This is a genomic window from Mesorhizobium sp. BE184 (assembly GCF_031457045.1).
In the GTDB taxonomy this organism is placed as follows: domain Bacteria; phylum Pseudomonadota; class Alphaproteobacteria; order Rhizobiales; family Rhizobiaceae; genus Mesorhizobium.
This window is the reverse complement of the sequence record NZ_JAVDVU010000003.1, coordinates 105783-119805: the sequence shown is the minus strand read 5'-3', so window position 1 is coordinate 119805 and position 14023 is coordinate 105783. Positions and strand designations below refer to the sequence as shown.

13 protein-coding genes are annotated in these 14023 nt (G+C 63.3%); 6 read left to right on the top strand and 7 right to left on the bottom strand.

The features are described 5' to 3' along the window. The first annotated feature begins 42 nt into the window (after window positions 1–42). Window positions 43–450 carry a DUF2177 family protein gene (locus tag J2X35_RS14180; protein WP_056116080.1) on the top strand — a complete coding sequence of 136 codons (408 nt, stop codon included), beginning with the start codon at window positions 43–45 and terminating at the stop codon, window positions 448–450. Here the strand turns inward: J2X35_RS14180 and J2X35_RS14175 are convergent. The 3 genes from J2X35_RS14175 to J2X35_RS14165 are packed head-to-tail and all read right to left on the bottom strand — an operon-like array spanning window position 447 to window position 2884. After that, window positions 447–1013 (bottom strand): hypothetical protein, encoded by a 567-nt coding sequence (locus tag J2X35_RS14175; RefSeq protein ID WP_082542468.1) that lies wholly within the window; start codon window positions 1011–1013, stop codon window positions 447–449. The two genes, J2X35_RS14180 and J2X35_RS14175, sit on opposite strands and share 4 nt — an antisense overlap. A 6-nt stretch (window positions 1014–1019) precedes the next feature. After that, window positions 1020–2051, bottom strand: coding sequence for a cyclopropane-fatty-acyl-phospholipid synthase family protein (locus tag J2X35_RS14170; RefSeq protein WP_310186438.1), 1032 nt, complete (start codon window positions 2049–2051; stop codon window positions 1020–1022). Next, window positions 2048–2884, bottom strand: a complete 837-nt coding sequence (locus tag J2X35_RS14165; RefSeq protein ID WP_310186436.1) for a DUF1295 domain-containing protein — start codon at window positions 2882–2884, stop codon at window positions 2048–2050. Before J2X35_RS14165 ends, J2X35_RS14170 begins: the two co-directional genes overlap by 4 nt. A 346-nt stretch (window positions 2885–3230) precedes the next feature. Here J2X35_RS14165 and J2X35_RS14160 point away from each other — a divergent pair, with 346 nt between their 5' ends. Continuing rightward, entirely contained in the window at window positions 3231–3926 is a 696-nt protein-coding gene (locus J2X35_RS14160) for a DUF1013 domain-containing protein (protein WP_056112489.1), read from the top strand. Window positions 3927–4023: 97 nt separating this feature from the next. On the opposite strand, the gene J2X35_RS14155 is transcribed toward J2X35_RS14160, so the two are convergent. The 3 genes from J2X35_RS14155 to J2X35_RS14145 form a co-directional block, all read right to left on the bottom strand. Next, window positions 4024–4740 carry a YafY family protein gene (locus tag J2X35_RS14155; RefSeq protein ID WP_310186434.1) on the bottom strand — a complete coding sequence of 239 codons (717 nt, stop codon included), beginning with the start codon at window positions 4738–4740 and terminating at the stop codon, window positions 4024–4026. Between the two features lie 487 nt (window positions 4741–5227). After that, a complete protein-coding gene (locus J2X35_RS14150; RefSeq protein WP_310188672.1) occupies window positions 5228–7006 on the bottom strand; it encodes an SLC13 family permease in 1779 nt (592 codons plus the stop codon). Between the two features lie 234 nt (window positions 7007–7240). Further along, the gene (locus J2X35_RS14145; RefSeq protein WP_310186432.1) at window positions 7241–7861 is read right to left on the bottom strand and encodes a TetR/AcrR family transcriptional regulator; all 621 of its coding nucleotides are present in this window, start codon (window positions 7859–7861) and stop codon (window positions 7241–7243) included. Window positions 7862–7932: 71 nt separating this feature from the next. Between J2X35_RS14145 and J2X35_RS14140 the strand changes: the two genes are divergently transcribed. Together J2X35_RS14140 and J2X35_RS14135 are read left to right on the top strand one after the other, a co-directional pair. Next, window positions 7933–9216 carry an MFS transporter gene (locus J2X35_RS14140; RefSeq protein ID WP_310186431.1) on the top strand — a complete coding sequence of 428 codons (1284 nt, stop codon included), beginning with the start codon at window positions 7933–7935 and terminating at the stop codon, window positions 9214–9216. Between the two features lie 119 nt (window positions 9217–9335). After that, window positions 9336–10913 (top strand): alkaline phosphatase, encoded by a 1578-nt coding sequence (locus tag J2X35_RS14135; RefSeq protein ID WP_310186430.1) that lies wholly within the window; start codon window positions 9336–9338, stop codon window positions 10911–10913. Window positions 10914–10992: 79 nt separating this feature from the next. Here the strand turns inward: J2X35_RS14135 and J2X35_RS14130 are convergent, their stop codons facing one another. Next, a complete protein-coding gene (locus tag J2X35_RS14130; protein WP_310186427.1) occupies window positions 10993–11241 on the bottom strand; it encodes a hypothetical protein in 249 nt (82 codons plus the stop codon). Between the two features lie 251 nt (window positions 11242–11492). Between J2X35_RS14130 and typA the strand changes: the two genes are divergently transcribed. Both typA and J2X35_RS14120 read left to right on the top strand, forming a co-directional pair. Next, entirely contained in the window at window positions 11493–13319 is a 1827-nt protein-coding gene (typA, locus tag J2X35_RS14125; protein ID WP_056116096.1) for a translational GTPase TypA, read from the top strand. A gap of 76 nt (window positions 13320–13395) precedes the next feature. Further along, the gene (locus J2X35_RS14120; RefSeq protein ID WP_056112503.1) at window positions 13396–14010 is read left to right on the top strand and encodes a LysE family translocator; all 615 of its coding nucleotides are present in this window, start codon (window positions 13396–13398) and stop codon (window positions 14008–14010) included. Window positions 14011–14023: the final 13 nt, after the last annotated feature.

Here is a 14023-nt window from a genome sequence, read left to right as displayed (position 1 = left end):
CGTTTCTGCATGGATACGGAGCAATGAAGGGACGAATCGATGATGAAACTGTACGGGACGGCCTACTTTGCCACGGCGATCGTTTTTCTCGCCATCGATTCCGTCTGGCTGACGCTGACCGCGAGCCGTTTGTACAGACCGCTGCTGGGCGACCTCCTGATGGATGGATTCCGCCCTGCTCCCGCCATCCTGTTCTATCTGATCTACATTGCCGCCATCGTCTTCTTCGCCATCCAGCCGGCCTTCGGAAGCGGCCGCTGGACGACGGCTGCGCTCTACGGCGCCGCCTTCGGCTTTTGCGCCTATGCCACCTACGACCTCACCAACCAGGCGACGTTGAGGAACTGGCCGGTCGCCATCACTATCGTCGATCTATGCTGGGGCACCGTGCTGACCGCCGCCGCAGCCACATTGGGCTACGTCATATCCATCAGGGTGGTCGGCACCTAGCCTTTGGCCCTGTCCGCCAGCAGGCCGGCTAGCAGCAGTCCGACGAACATCGTCAGCGTTCCGGCGCTAACGGCGTTGAGCGTCAGGAAGCCCGCATATTCTTCCGCGCTGTAGAGATGGAAAGGTGCACCGTATCGGCCGTGCAGTCCCATGAACACGATGAGCGCCAGAAGCGAGATCGCCAGGCCGAAAATGCGTTCGGCCGGACGAAACAGAACCACCGCCAGCAGCACGATGGGAATGAGGAAGATTTCCACGCCCGAAGCCGTGCCGAAGGCCTTGGCGCTCAGCATCGTGTTGGCAATGCCTGTCAGCGGCAGCAGCGCCCGGCCTGCGGTGCGGTTCAGTCGGCTGACGGCGGGCACGGCGGCGAAGAGCGGCGTCGACAGGAAGGTGAAGAAGGTCGGCCACACCACATCGCTGACCGACCAGTAGACATAGAGCGGATAGAACGGCTGGTTCCACGCCACCACCAGCGCGACCAAATTGGCGGTCGCGACCAGCGGATCGTCATCGTCGCAATAGCGGCGCAGCGCCTGCCATAAGGAACCCAGCCAGGCCAAATCGCGTCAGCCCTGCGCGACGCGGAGACGGTAGTGGCTGACGCCCCATTCCTTGCCGTGCGCATGGCCGAACAGGCCGGCCGTGGCCAGGTAGAACAGCCTCCAGCGGCGGCGCCACAACGCTGCGTCCTTGCCATAGACCTCGCGCAATATCCGGTCGATCTCCGGCAGATTGGCGTCGAAGTTGGCGAGCCAGTCCTCAGCCGTGCGCTGATAGTGCTTGCCGTTCCATACCCACTCCTTCTCGATTTCGAAAAGATCGTCGAACTGCTTGATCAAGGCATGGCTCGGCATGATGCCGCCGGTGAAAAAATGCTGCGCGATCCAGTCGGACTTGTCGGCGTGGTCGAAGCGATAGGACTGGCTGCGATGACTGAACACATGCAGGAACAGTCTTCCGTCCGCCTTCAGCCAGCCACGCACGCGGCCCAGCAGTTTCTGCCAGTTGGACATGTGCTCGAACATCTCCACCGAGACGATCCGGTCGAACTGCCCTTGCGGCTCGAACGCGTTCATGTCGGCGGTGATGACGGTGACGTTCGAAAGGCCCCGCGTCTTCGCCTCGCTTTCGATATGCATGCGCTGTGGGCTGGAATTGGACACCGCGACGATCTCGGCCTGGGGAAAGCGCTCTGCCATGAACAGCGACAACGATCCCCAGCCGCAGCCGAGTTCAAGGATGCGCTGGCCGTTGGCCAGCCCCGCATGAGCGACCGTCTCCTCAAGCGCCCGTATCTCCGCTTGCGCCAGCGTCATGCCGGCATTGTCGTACAGGCAGCACGAATATTTGCGCCGCGGACCGAGTGTCAGCGCGAAGAACTCCGGCGGCAGTTCGTAGTGCTGCTCGTTCGCGGCTTCCGTGTGCTCGGCTATCGAATAGCTGTCCATGGCGCGGACGAATTCGTCTTCGCGCGCCGCGCCTTCCAAGGCGAGCCGGCGACGCGTGCGCCCGACAAGAAAGTCGATGCCGAAGCGTGTCACCGGATCCGGCAGCGGGTTGCGTTCGACGGCACGGACGGCGGATGCGATGATGTTCAAACCTTTTTTCCTTTGCTTGTAGATTCGGTCGGCCGACGCCGCGGGCCGGGCCAGAATGCGTTGACGCGTCGCTGGTATTCCCGGAACTTTTCGCCGCGCGAGCGCAGCATATGCGCTTCGAGCGGCGGGATGCCCGACACATGCACCAGCAGCCAGTACATGAAGATCGGGCCGGCCAGCGCCGCCCAGCCCCAGGGGTAGTCATTGGTCAGGTCAATCGCGATGAGCGGATAAGCGACCCAGCCGAGCCACTCGAAGAAATAATTGGGATGCCGCGTCAGGCTCCATAAACCTCGGTCGCAGACGCGGCCCTTGTTGGCGCGGCCGGCGCGGAAGGCCGTCAGCTGGCGGTCCGCAATCGCTTCTCCGGCAACGGCAATGATGAGCACCGCGATGCCCAGCCAATCGCCCGGGCCGAGGCTCGCGGCCGGATTGCGCGCGGCCGCGAGGATCGCCATGACCAGCAGGAAAGCAGCCGCCGCCTGGATCTGCAGGAACCAGAAAAGCCGTCGCCTGAAATTCGTCCCCCACTCGGCACGCAATTGCGCATAGCGTGGATCGTCGCCGCCTCCGGCCGTCCGCGCCACGATGTGCAGGCCGAGCCGCAGCGACCAGAACCCGGCGAGTGCCGCCACCACCCACTGCCGAACCGTCCCTGACGCGTCGCCTTCCAGGGGCAGAAACGCCGCAGCCACGCCACCGGCGCCGACGGCGAAGGACCAGATCGCATCGATCCAGCCCGATCGTCCGGTCCGGATGGCTGCGAGCCAGGCGGCCGCCATCGTCGCCGACAGAAGCACGGCCAGCAGCAGGATGAGAAAACCCGCCGTCATGACAAGGCACCGCGTTCCTGCCGTGGCCGGCATGGTCCGGTAACGAAAATCAGGGCTGGAGGTCCAGGGTCGGGCAAGGGCATTTTCGGATCACCGGCTTTCGGCGAATAAACGAGGCCCGTCGGTGGGAAGTTTCCCAACAAGGTCGGAACTTGCGACAAGGACCGCCCTCGGCAGCGCCGCACACGGATTGGCCACGCGGCTGCGTCTCATATCCGATTGCACCCGCGCATCCAAAATCGTTGCGAAGCAGGGCCGAAACGGTTATATACGCCGCGATTTCCCATTTTGGTGGCTCTAAACCACCGCCCGCGCGGGAACGCGGGCGAACGAGAGGATATTTTCCATGGCCAACGCACTGCTCATGCCCAAGGCGACAGCCGTATGGCTCGTCGACAACACGGCGCTTTCCTTCGACCAGATCGCGCAGTTCTGCTCGCTGCACCCGCTTGAGGTGAAGGCAATCGCCGACGGCGAAGCGGCCCAGGGCATCAAGGGCATGGATCCGATCATGACCGGCCAGCTTACCCGCGACGAGATCGCCAGGGGCGAAAAGGACGTCAACCACCGGCTGAAACTGTCGGATCCGAAAGTGCGCGTCCCGGAATCGAAGCGCAAGGGCCCGCGCTACACCCCGCTTTCCAAGCGGCAGGACCGCCCCAACGCCATTCTGTGGCTGGTCCGCAACCATCCCGAACTGAAGGACGCGCAGATTTCGCGGCTCGTCGGCACCACCAAGTCGACCATCGAGCAAATCCGCGACCGCAAGCACTGGAATGCCGCCAATCTGGTACCGATGGACCCGGTGACGCTCGGCCTCTGCTCGCAGATCGATCTCGACCTGGAGGTCCAGCGCGCCTCGCGCGGCCGCGAACAGCCGCAACCGACCGGCGACACGCTGCTGCCGGCTTCGCTGACCGAAAGGCTGGCGCCTGAAGAGGTCAAGCCGAAGCAGGAAGACGACGAGCTCGACGCCGATGCGGTCTTCGCCAAGCTTTCGGCGCTCAAGGGCAAGGGAAGCGAAGAGGGCGAGGACGAATAATTCGCGTTTTTTTGCCGACGCAGATCACCTGATTCCCGTCTTCGAGACATTAAAAAAGCCCGCGTCATACGCGGGCTTTTTTAGTGGCGGCGGACGGTCAGGCGCCCCGCGCCGTTGGCCCCATGCCGTAGGCTTCGCTGCGCTCCACGGCGCGGTAGAAGTCGGCAAGCTGCTTGCCGCGCTCGGGCTTGAAGATGCGCTCGGTGACAACCACGGAACCGATCCGGTCGATGCGGAAGGCGCGGAAATCGCCGCGCATCTCGCACCAGGCCACCAGCGTCCACACCTTGCCCCAGAACCACAGGCCGAGCGGACGGACATCGCGCGCGGTGCCGCGCCCCGCCTCGTCGCAGTAGTCGATCGTCAGCACCTGCCGCTTCTCGACGGCGCGTTCGATGATGTCGATCGCATCGCGCGCGGCATCGCTCACCACCCACATCGGCGTGTGGATCTCGGTGCGGGAAATACGGTCCTTCTCCGCGTCGGGAAGCACCGCGCCGATCTTTACCAGCGCCTCTTCAGCCGCCCGCGCCATGGCCGCGCCGCCGAAGGCGCGCACCATGCGGGCGCCGGCGACCAGGGCGACGATCTCGTCACGCGTGAACATCAGCGGCGGAAGGTCGAACCCTTCCCTCATCATGTAGCCGACCCCGGCCTCGCCATCGATCGGAACGCCCGTCGATTGCAGGTCGGCAATGTCGCGATAGATGGTGCGCTCGGAAACTTCGAGCCACCCGCCAAGCTTCTGCGCGGTGACCAACCGGCCGCCGCGAAGATGCTGAACAATCTGGAAAAGCCTGTCGGCGCGCCGCATCGTATGGTTTCCTCGTGCCTCTGCTGCCAGCCCCGCGCGCCCAAACGACGCCGTGATGGAACCCAGGCACGAACATGGCTGGCGGCAATTGCCAGTCGCTCTCCATGCTTGCGGGCCCCATCTGCCCGGGAACCTTATCGCACGATCCTCCTGACAGCATAATGTCAGGAGCCGCTAGAGCCAACAGCGGGCTGGAAAGCATGGCAGCCGATACCGCCTCAGGCACTGCGCCGATGCCGGCTGTCATCGACATCCGGCCAACCGATATCGGCGCGGATTTCCTGGGGCAATGAGTTCAGAAAGCGTTCTGTGCGGAGGGTCCGGCGGGTCGTCCTGACCCGGCCGACGAAATAGCGAACAGCGCTCGCAATGGCAAAATCATACATGGTCAGCCTCCTCTCGATTTGACAGGAGCACTATCGCACAAGGCTGCTGACAGCCCTCCGTCAGGAGCCTTTTCCAGGTCGCCGGAGGTCGTTTCCGACGCCTATTGCATCGGCCAGACGATCATCAGCAAGGGCACCGCGACGACGATGACCAGCAGGGAAAGCGGCAGTCCCAACCGCGGGTAGTCCGAGAATCGGTAGCCCCCTGGCCCCATCACCAGCGTATTGCACTGATGGCCTATGGGGGTGAGGAAATCGCACCCCGCGCCGATGGCGACCGCCATGAGGAAGGCCTCCGGTCGGTAGCCGAGGTTCTGCGCGAAACCGGCCGCGATCGGCGCCATCACCAGCACCGTGGCGGCATTGTTGAGGAAGGGTGTAACCGCCATCGCTGCCACCAGGATGAGGCCGAGCGCTCCATAGCTCGGCAAGGTATGGCCGAACTCAGCCAACGCGGATGCAATGACGTCGGTGGCTCCCGTATGACGCAACGAGTCGCTGACCGGTATCAGGGCCGCCAGCATCACCAGGATCGGTCCGTCGAGCGAACGATAAATGTCGCGCACCGGAATGACCTTGAACAGCACCATCATCACCGCTGCGGCAAAGAAAGCCACCTGGACCGGCAGCAGGCCGAGAGCAGTCGATCCCATCGCCGCCAGCAGGATGAGCACCGGCACGATGCCGCGCCGCACGCTGCCGAGCAGCACGGGCCTTTCCACCAGGGGCAGCAGGCTGAACTCGCGCAGGAATTCCGGCAGCGTGTCCTTGTTGCCTTGCAGCACCACGACGTCGCCAAGCCGCAGCGTGATCGAGCCGAGCCGCTGGTCGAGCCGTTCACCCTTGCGGCTGACGGCCAGGAGATTGACGTTGAACCGGTCATAGAGCAGCAGCCGTTGCGCCGACCAGCCGATGAGGCTGGAGCTTTCACCGATGACCGCTTCGATCGCCGTCATCTCGCTCCCGGCGCCATTTTGCTTGGCCGGCTTACGGTTGTCTCCAAGGCTGAGTTTGGACTGCGCCACCAGCCGGTCGAGCGCATCCTGGCTGCCCTCGATCAGCAATATGTCGTCCACCCGCAGCACGGCGTCCGGAAGCGGCGCGATGCGCAGCCCTTCCGAACGGAGAATGGAAGTGATGACCGTATCGCCCGCCGCGATCTTGAGAAGCTCCCCCAGCGATTTGTCGACCACGGTGGAATCCTTGGTCACCCTCGCCTCGGCGGCATAGTTCTTGATGTCGAGGGCTTCGTGAAGCGAGACGTCCTGGCGCTCGCGCTGGGGCACCAGCCAATAGAACAGGATCAGGAATATGCAGCCCATCACCGTCAACGCGAGTCCGACCGGTGTGAAATCGAACATGGTGAAGGGCGTGCCGGTAAGTTCGCCGCGCAGCCGCGACACCACGATGTTCGGCGAGGTGCCGATCTGCGTCATCAGCCCTCCCAGCAGGGAGGCGAAGGCCATCGGCATCAGGAAGGCCGAGGGAGAAACGTTCGACCGCCGGGCGAACTGGAACGCGATGGGGATCATGATCGCCAGCGCGCCGATGTTCTTCACAAAGGCCGACAGCACCGCGACCGTAATCACCAGCAGGGCCAGCTGCGCACGCACTGAACTGACATTGGGCGCCAGCCGCTGGATGGCGAACTCCATGATGCCGGAACGCGCGACGCCCGCGCTGACCAGAAGCGCCGATCCGACGATGATGACAATGTCGTCGCTAAAGCCGCTGAAGGCCTTGTCCATCGGCACCACGCCGACGGCCAGCGCCAGCAGCAATGAGCCGGCGGCCACCAGATCATAGCGGAAGCGGCCCCATACGAAGGCCGCCATCATCAGCGCGATGACGGAGAAGGAGAGAATTTGTGGAAGCGTCAGCATGAACACCCGCAATTGGCGCCACAACACGCCAGACCGGCCTTCGTTCCGCCGGCGCCGCAATTCCCGGTGTGAACGATTCTTGGTATGGCGGCTTCTTGTGCCGCCCTTATCCCGTCACGGCAAGGCGCGTTCGCTCAAATCGGCAGTGCAATAAAAAGCAAAGACCATTCCGGCAGCACGCTCACATGTAAATGAAAGCCCCTTTCCGCCTCGGTTCCGGGACGGAGAGGGTCATTCAGATATGGTTGCCTCGACGCTGGCCGCGATAAGCAACTCTGCGTTGCGCGCCACCGCCTTCGAAGGACCGCCGGGGCCGAAAAGCTGCGCCGAGATATAGGCGCCTTCAAGCAGAAGCAGCAGACCGTCGCCCAGTTCGTCGGCGTCCTTTGCACCCATCTGCGCCGCCATTGCGCGGAGGCGGCGGCGCAATTCCTTCTTGTTGTCCTCGCCCACTGTTCGCGCTGGATGCCCCCGCTCGGGATACTCCACCGCTGCGTTCGTCATGCCGCAGCCGCGATAGCCTTCCTTCTGCAAACGCTTGGCCACGCGGGTGAGGAAAGCGAGGATCTGTGCGCGCGCATCGCCCGGGTGCGTCGCGACCGCCTCGTCGAAGCGCTCCCAGAACTCCTTGTCATATTGCTTGAGATAGGATGCCGTCAGGTCGTCCTTGGACGAGAAATTGCGGTAGAGACTGGGCTTGGTGACACCGGCCTGCCTGACGATCTCGTCGACGCCGATCGCCCTTATGCCCTTGCGGTAGAAAAGCTGCCGCGCCACGTCGAGGATCTTCTCGGCGGCGCGTGGCGCATTCCGGGCATTGATGGCAGGATCAATATTATTGTCGATCGACATTCAGGTGTCCGCTTGACAGTGTTACCGATCGGTACCTATACAGAACCACTTGCAACGTACCGGTCAGTAACATGATAGTCCAGTCACGCCCCTTTGGCCAGCGTTATGCCTTCGTCGTCGTCGGCGTGATTTTCGTGGCGCTGCTGATCGCTGCGGGCCTTCGCTCCGCGCCCGCGGTCATGATGGTGCCACTGGAGAACAGTTTCGGCTGGTCTCGCGGCGTCGTGTCCTTCGCCGCCGCCGTCGGCATTTTCCTCTACGGCCTCACCGGGCCATTCGCCGCGGCGCTGATGGAACGCATCGGATTGCGGAAGACCCTCATCGCGGCTTTCGTGCTGATGTCTGGCGCCACCGCGCTCAGCCAGTTCATGACCCAGTCATGGCAATTGGTCCTGACCTGGGGCGTCTTTTCAGGCATCGGTTCCGGCGCCGTCGCCACGGTGCTCGGCGCCACCATCGTCAATCGCTGGTTCAAGACCAATCGCGGCCTCGTCATGGGCCTGATGTCGGCTTCGGCCGCCACCGGCCTGCTGGTGTTCCTGCCGCTTCTCGCCGCGCTGGCGCAGTCGGGCGGCTGGCGGCCTGTCGCCACGGCCATTTCCATCGCCACGGCCTGTCTCATTCCACTGATCTGGCTTCTGGTGCCCGAGCGGCCGTCGTCCATCGGCCTCGTCCGCTTCGGCGCGGATGCCGACGATGTCCCGCCCGTTTCACCGGCCTCGCAGGGCAATTTCATTGCCCACACGCTGGGCACGCTGCGCCGCGCCGCCGGCACGCGCGTCTTCTGGTATCTCTTCGCGACATTCTTCATCTGCGGCTTCACCACCAACGGCCTGGTGGGCACGCACCTGATCGCCTTCTGCGGCGATATGGGCATAGGCGAGGTCCAGGCCGCCGGCCTTCTGTCGCTCATGGGCATCTTCGACCTCATCGGCACGACGCTTTCCGGCTGGCTGACCGACCGCTACGATCCGCGCAAGCTGCTCGGCATCTATTACGCCATACGCGGCCTTTCGCTGATCTACCTGCCCTATTCCGGCTTTTCGGCCCTGAGCCTCATCATCTTCGCAGTTTTCTACGGGCTGGACTGGATCGCCACCGTGCCGCCGACCTTGCGCCTTGCCAACGAAGCCTTCGGCGATCGCAGCGGCCCGCTCGTCTTCGGCTGGATCGTCGCCGGCCATCAGGTCGGCGCCGCCACCGCCGCCTTCTTCGGCGGAACCATGCGCGAAATTGCCGGCAACTACGAACTGGCGTTCCTCATCGCCGGCATGACCGGCATCATCGCCGCCTGCATCTCGTTGCTGATCAATACCAGCCGTCCGGCTTTCGAACCCGAGGGTCAGGCTGCGTAGGCAGGCTGCTGAAGCGGCTGGATAGTGGGGACTGTCAGCAAAACGTCATGGCTTCGAGATGTGGCTGAAACATTCCCCGCCGAGTTTGGCGGGTAATGTTCAAAGCCACGGAGCCAGCCATGAACCGCGTCGCCAGGATTTCACGCCGCACCTTCCTTGCCTCCAGCACCGCCGCCGGGCTTGTCGGCGCATCGGGTCTGGCGCTTCCCTACTATTCGCGCGCCAACACCCGGCCCGCATTCACCCATGGCGTCCAGTCCGGAGACGTCGATGCCTCTTCGGGCATGGTCTGGACCCGCGCCGATCGCCCATCGCGGGTGATGTTCGAGGTCTCGACCACCGAAAGCTTTGCCAATGCCGAAAGGCTGGCGCCGCTCGATGCGCTTCCCGACAGCGACCTGACGGTCAAGCGTCTGCTCACCGATCTCACCTCCGACCAGGACATCTTCTACCGCATGACGCTGGCCGACCTGAGCGACGTCAACGCCGTATCCGAACCCATCGTCGGCCGTTTCCGCACGGCGCCCGCTTCGAAGCGCTCGGTGCGTTTCGCCTGGTCGGGCGACACCGCCGGCCAGGGCTGGGGCATCGACGATGTCGGCATGAAGACCTACGCCACCATCGCGGCCCATACGCCGGATTTCTTCCTGCATTCGGGCGACACGATCTATGCCGATGGCCCGATGACGGACGAGGTCGACCTCAAGGACGGCACCAAGTGGAAGAACGCCGTCCTGATCGACGAAAAGCGCAAGGTCGCCGAAACGCTCGAAGAATATCGCGGCCAGTGGAAATACAATCTCATGGACAAGAACCTGCTGGCCATGAACGCCCTGCTGCCGACCTTCTTCCAGTGGGACGACCATGAAGTTCTGAACAACTGGTCAAGTTCCAAAGACCTGACCGGCGACGACCGTTACACGGAGAAGTCGGTCGCCCTGCTGGCCGCGCGCGCCGGCCGGGCCTTCCACGAAATGGCGCCGATCCGCTACACGCCGGCCGAGCCGGGACGCATCTACCGCAAGATCGCCTACGGGCCGCTGGTCGATGTGTTCTTCCTCGACATGCGTTCCTATCGCGGCCCGAACGGTCCGGATATGGAAGAGACGATGACGCCGCAATCGCGTATGCTGGGCGAAGCGCAGACCAGATGGCTCAAGCGCGAGCTGGCCAATTCCAAGGCGACCTGGAAGATCATTTCCGCCGACATGCCGATCGGCCTGATCGTCTGGAACGATGGCGCCAACAAGAAGGGCGCGGAGGCCGTCGCCAATGGCGACAACGGCGCGGCCAAGGGCCGCGAGCTCGAATTCGCCGATCTTCTGCGCTTCATCAAGAACGCCGGCATCACCAATACGGTCTGGCTGACGGCCGACGTTCACTATACGGCCGCGCATTACTACAACCCCGACAAGGCGCAGTTCCAGGACTTCAATCCGTTCTGGGAGTTCGTCTCCGGTCCGATCCATTCCGGCACCTTCGGCCCGAACGACCTCGACATGACATTTGGCCCGGAGCTGAAATTCATCAAGGCGCCGACCGCCGAGCAAGGCCAGAACCTGCCGCCCTCCGCAGGGTTGCAGTTCTTCGGCCTCGTCGATGTGGACGGCCAGACGGAGCAGATGACGGTTCGCCTGATGGATCGCGACGACAAGGAACTTTACAAGATCACGCTCGATCCTGTGCGCTCGGCTTGAAGCGAAAGCAGATGAATGCGGGTCGGGAACTGCCCGATCCGCACTTCTCGCTCAAAATCGGGTGGAATGATCGGCCTGGTCAGTTCGGGTAGCAGGCGACCGGCACATTCGGCCAGACGGCCCGGTCGCATCCGGCATCGCGCTGGCGTTTCTTGAAAGAAACGCTGACTGGACCGGTCACCATGGGATCGACGCCGGCCGGCGCGTCGGCGAAAAGTTCTTCCGCCGCCGAAGCCGTCAGCACGGTTTCGGATTCCAGATCGGAACGCGTGACCGAATGAGCAGTACCCGCCGCCACGACGGCTGCGAACACCGCGAGGGCCGCCAAGCCAGTATGCAATCCGGTTTTTTTCATCATGGTCCGCCAAACGATCCGAGGCCGGCATGGTTCCGGCATTGGTTAACGAAATCCTGCGCATCAAGCCCTTAATATTTGGTGACCATTTTATTAAATCCGCATGAATACGGTGTCGGCGCGCCCCCTTTCGCAATTGCGAAAAACCCTGTATGAGCCGCGCAAACGAAAAAGGCAGCGACCAAATCCCGGTCCTGCTGCCGCCAACGCTTCCGAGAGACAGTATGGACATCCGTAATATCGCGATCATCGCGCACGTCGACCATGGGAAAACCACGCTGGTCGATCAGCTTCTCCGCCAGTCGGGCTCGTTCCGCGAGAACCAGCGTGTCGCCGAGCGCGCCATGGATTCCAACGATCTCGAAAAGGAACGCGGCATTACCATTCTTGCCAAGGCGACTTCGGTCGACTGGCACGGCCACCGCATCAATATCGTCGATACGCCCGGCCACGCCGATTTCGGCGGCGAGGTCGAGCGCATCCTGTCCATGGTGGATTCGGCCATCGTGCTCGTCGATGCCGCCGAGGGCCCGATGCCGCAGACCAAGTTCGTCGTCGGCAAGGCGCTCAAAGTCGGCCTGAAGCCCATCGTCGTCATCAACAAGATCGACCGCCCCGACGCCCGTCACGTCGAGGTCGTCAACGAAGTGTTCGACCTGTTCGCCGCGCTCGACGCCAACGACGAGCAGCTCGACTTCCCCATCCTCTATGGTTCCGGCCGCGATGGCTGGGTTGCCGAAAATCCGGAAGGCCCGAAGGACAGGGGCTTGGCGCCTCTGTTCGATCTCGTGCTGAAGCACGTTCCGGCGCCGACCGTCCATCCTGGCCCGTTCCGCATGATCGGAACCCTGCTCGAAGCCAATCCGTTTCTCGGCCGCATCATCACAGGCCGTATCGAATCCGGTTCGCTGAAGTCGAACCAGCCCGTCAAGGTGCTGGCCAATGACGGCTCGGTCGTCGAGACTGGCCGCGTCTCCAAGATCCTGGCCTTCCGCGGGCTGGAACGGCAACCGATCGACGAGGCGCAAGCAGGCGACATCGTCGCCATCGCCGGCCTGTCGAAGGGCACCGTTGCCGACACATTCTGCGACCCGGCGGTGACCGAGCCGCTGCACGCGCAGCCGATCGATCCGCCGACCGTGACGATGAGCTTCATCGTCAACGACAGCCCGCTTGCCGGCACCGAGGGCGACAAGGTGACGAGCCGCGTCATCCGCGACCGCCTGTTCAAGGAAGCCGAAGGCAACGTAGCCCTCAAGATCGAGGAGGCCGAAGGCAAGGATTCTTTCTACGTGTCCGGCCGCGGCGAATTGCAGCTCGCCGTGCTGATCGAGACGATGCGCCGCGAAGGCTTCGAAATTGCCGTCTCCCGTCCGCGTGTCGTGATGCACAAGGATGAAAGCGGGCAATTGCTTGAACCGATCGAGGAAGTCGTTATCGACGTCGATGAGGAACATTCCGGCATCGTTGTGCAGAAGATGAGCGAGCGTAAGGCTGAGATGGTCGAGCTGCGCCCGTCCGGCGGCGACCGCCAGCGCATCGTCTTCCATGCCCCGACGCGCGGACTGATCGGCTATCAGTCCGAGTTGCTGACCGATACGCGCGGCACGGCGATCATGAACCGCCTGTTCCACGGCTACCAGCCATTCAAGGGCGTGATCGGCGGCCGCACCAATGGCGTGCTGCTCTCGAATGCTTCGGGCGAGGCTGTGGCCTACGCCATGTTCAACCTGGAAGATCGCGGCCCGATGATCATCGACCCGGGCGAAAAGGTCTACCAGGGCATGATCATCGGCATCCATTCGCGTGACAACGATCTGGAAGTCAACGTGCTGAAGGGCAAGCAGCTCACCAACATCCGCGCCGCCGGCAAGGATGAGGCGGTCAAGCTCACGCCGCCGATCCGCATGACCCTCGATCGCGCGCTCTCCTGGATTCAGGATGACGAGCTGATGGAAGTGACGCCCAAGACCATCCGCCTGCGCAAGCTCTATCTCGACCCGAACGAGCGCAAGCGCTTCGAAAAGAGCAAGGTGGCCGGCGCGGCTTGACCGAACGCATCCGCGGGCTCTTTCGGGGAACGGTGCGCCAGCGTACTATGCTGGTGTTCAGGACCTGAGGCCCGCCATGCACTTTTCTTCCCTTCTCATCTTCGCCGGCGCGCTGCTGGTCGCAGCAGGCTCGCCCGGCCCATCCATCGCTGCGCTGGTCGCGCGCGTGATCTCCAAGGGTTTTCGCGACGTCTTTCCCTTCCTGCTCGCCATGTGGATCGGCGAAGGCATCTGGCTGTCCTTCGCCGTGTTCGGCCTGGCAATGGTCGCCCAGACCTTTCATGCCGCCTTCGTTGTCGTAAAGTGGCTGGGCGTCGCCTATCTCGCCTATCTCGCCTGGAAGATGTGGACCGCGCCGGTCGATGCAAAAGCTGGAGAGATGCCGAGCGAGGATTCGCCGGCCAGGCTTTTCCTGGCCGGCATGGCGGTTACGCTCGGCAACCCCAAGATCATGATGTTTTACCTGGCGCTTCTGCCGACGATCATCGATCTGGCCTCGGTCACCGTCGTCGGCTGGCTGGAACTCACGCTGACCATGGCAATCGTGCTGATCGCCATCGATCTTACCTGGGGTCTGGCGGCGGCGCAGGCCCGCCGGCTGCTCAGGAGCCCACGCGCCATGCGGATCGCCAACCGTATCAGCGCCGGCACCATGGCGGGCGCTGCGGCGGCGATCGCCGCACGGAGCTGATTTCGCACGCCGA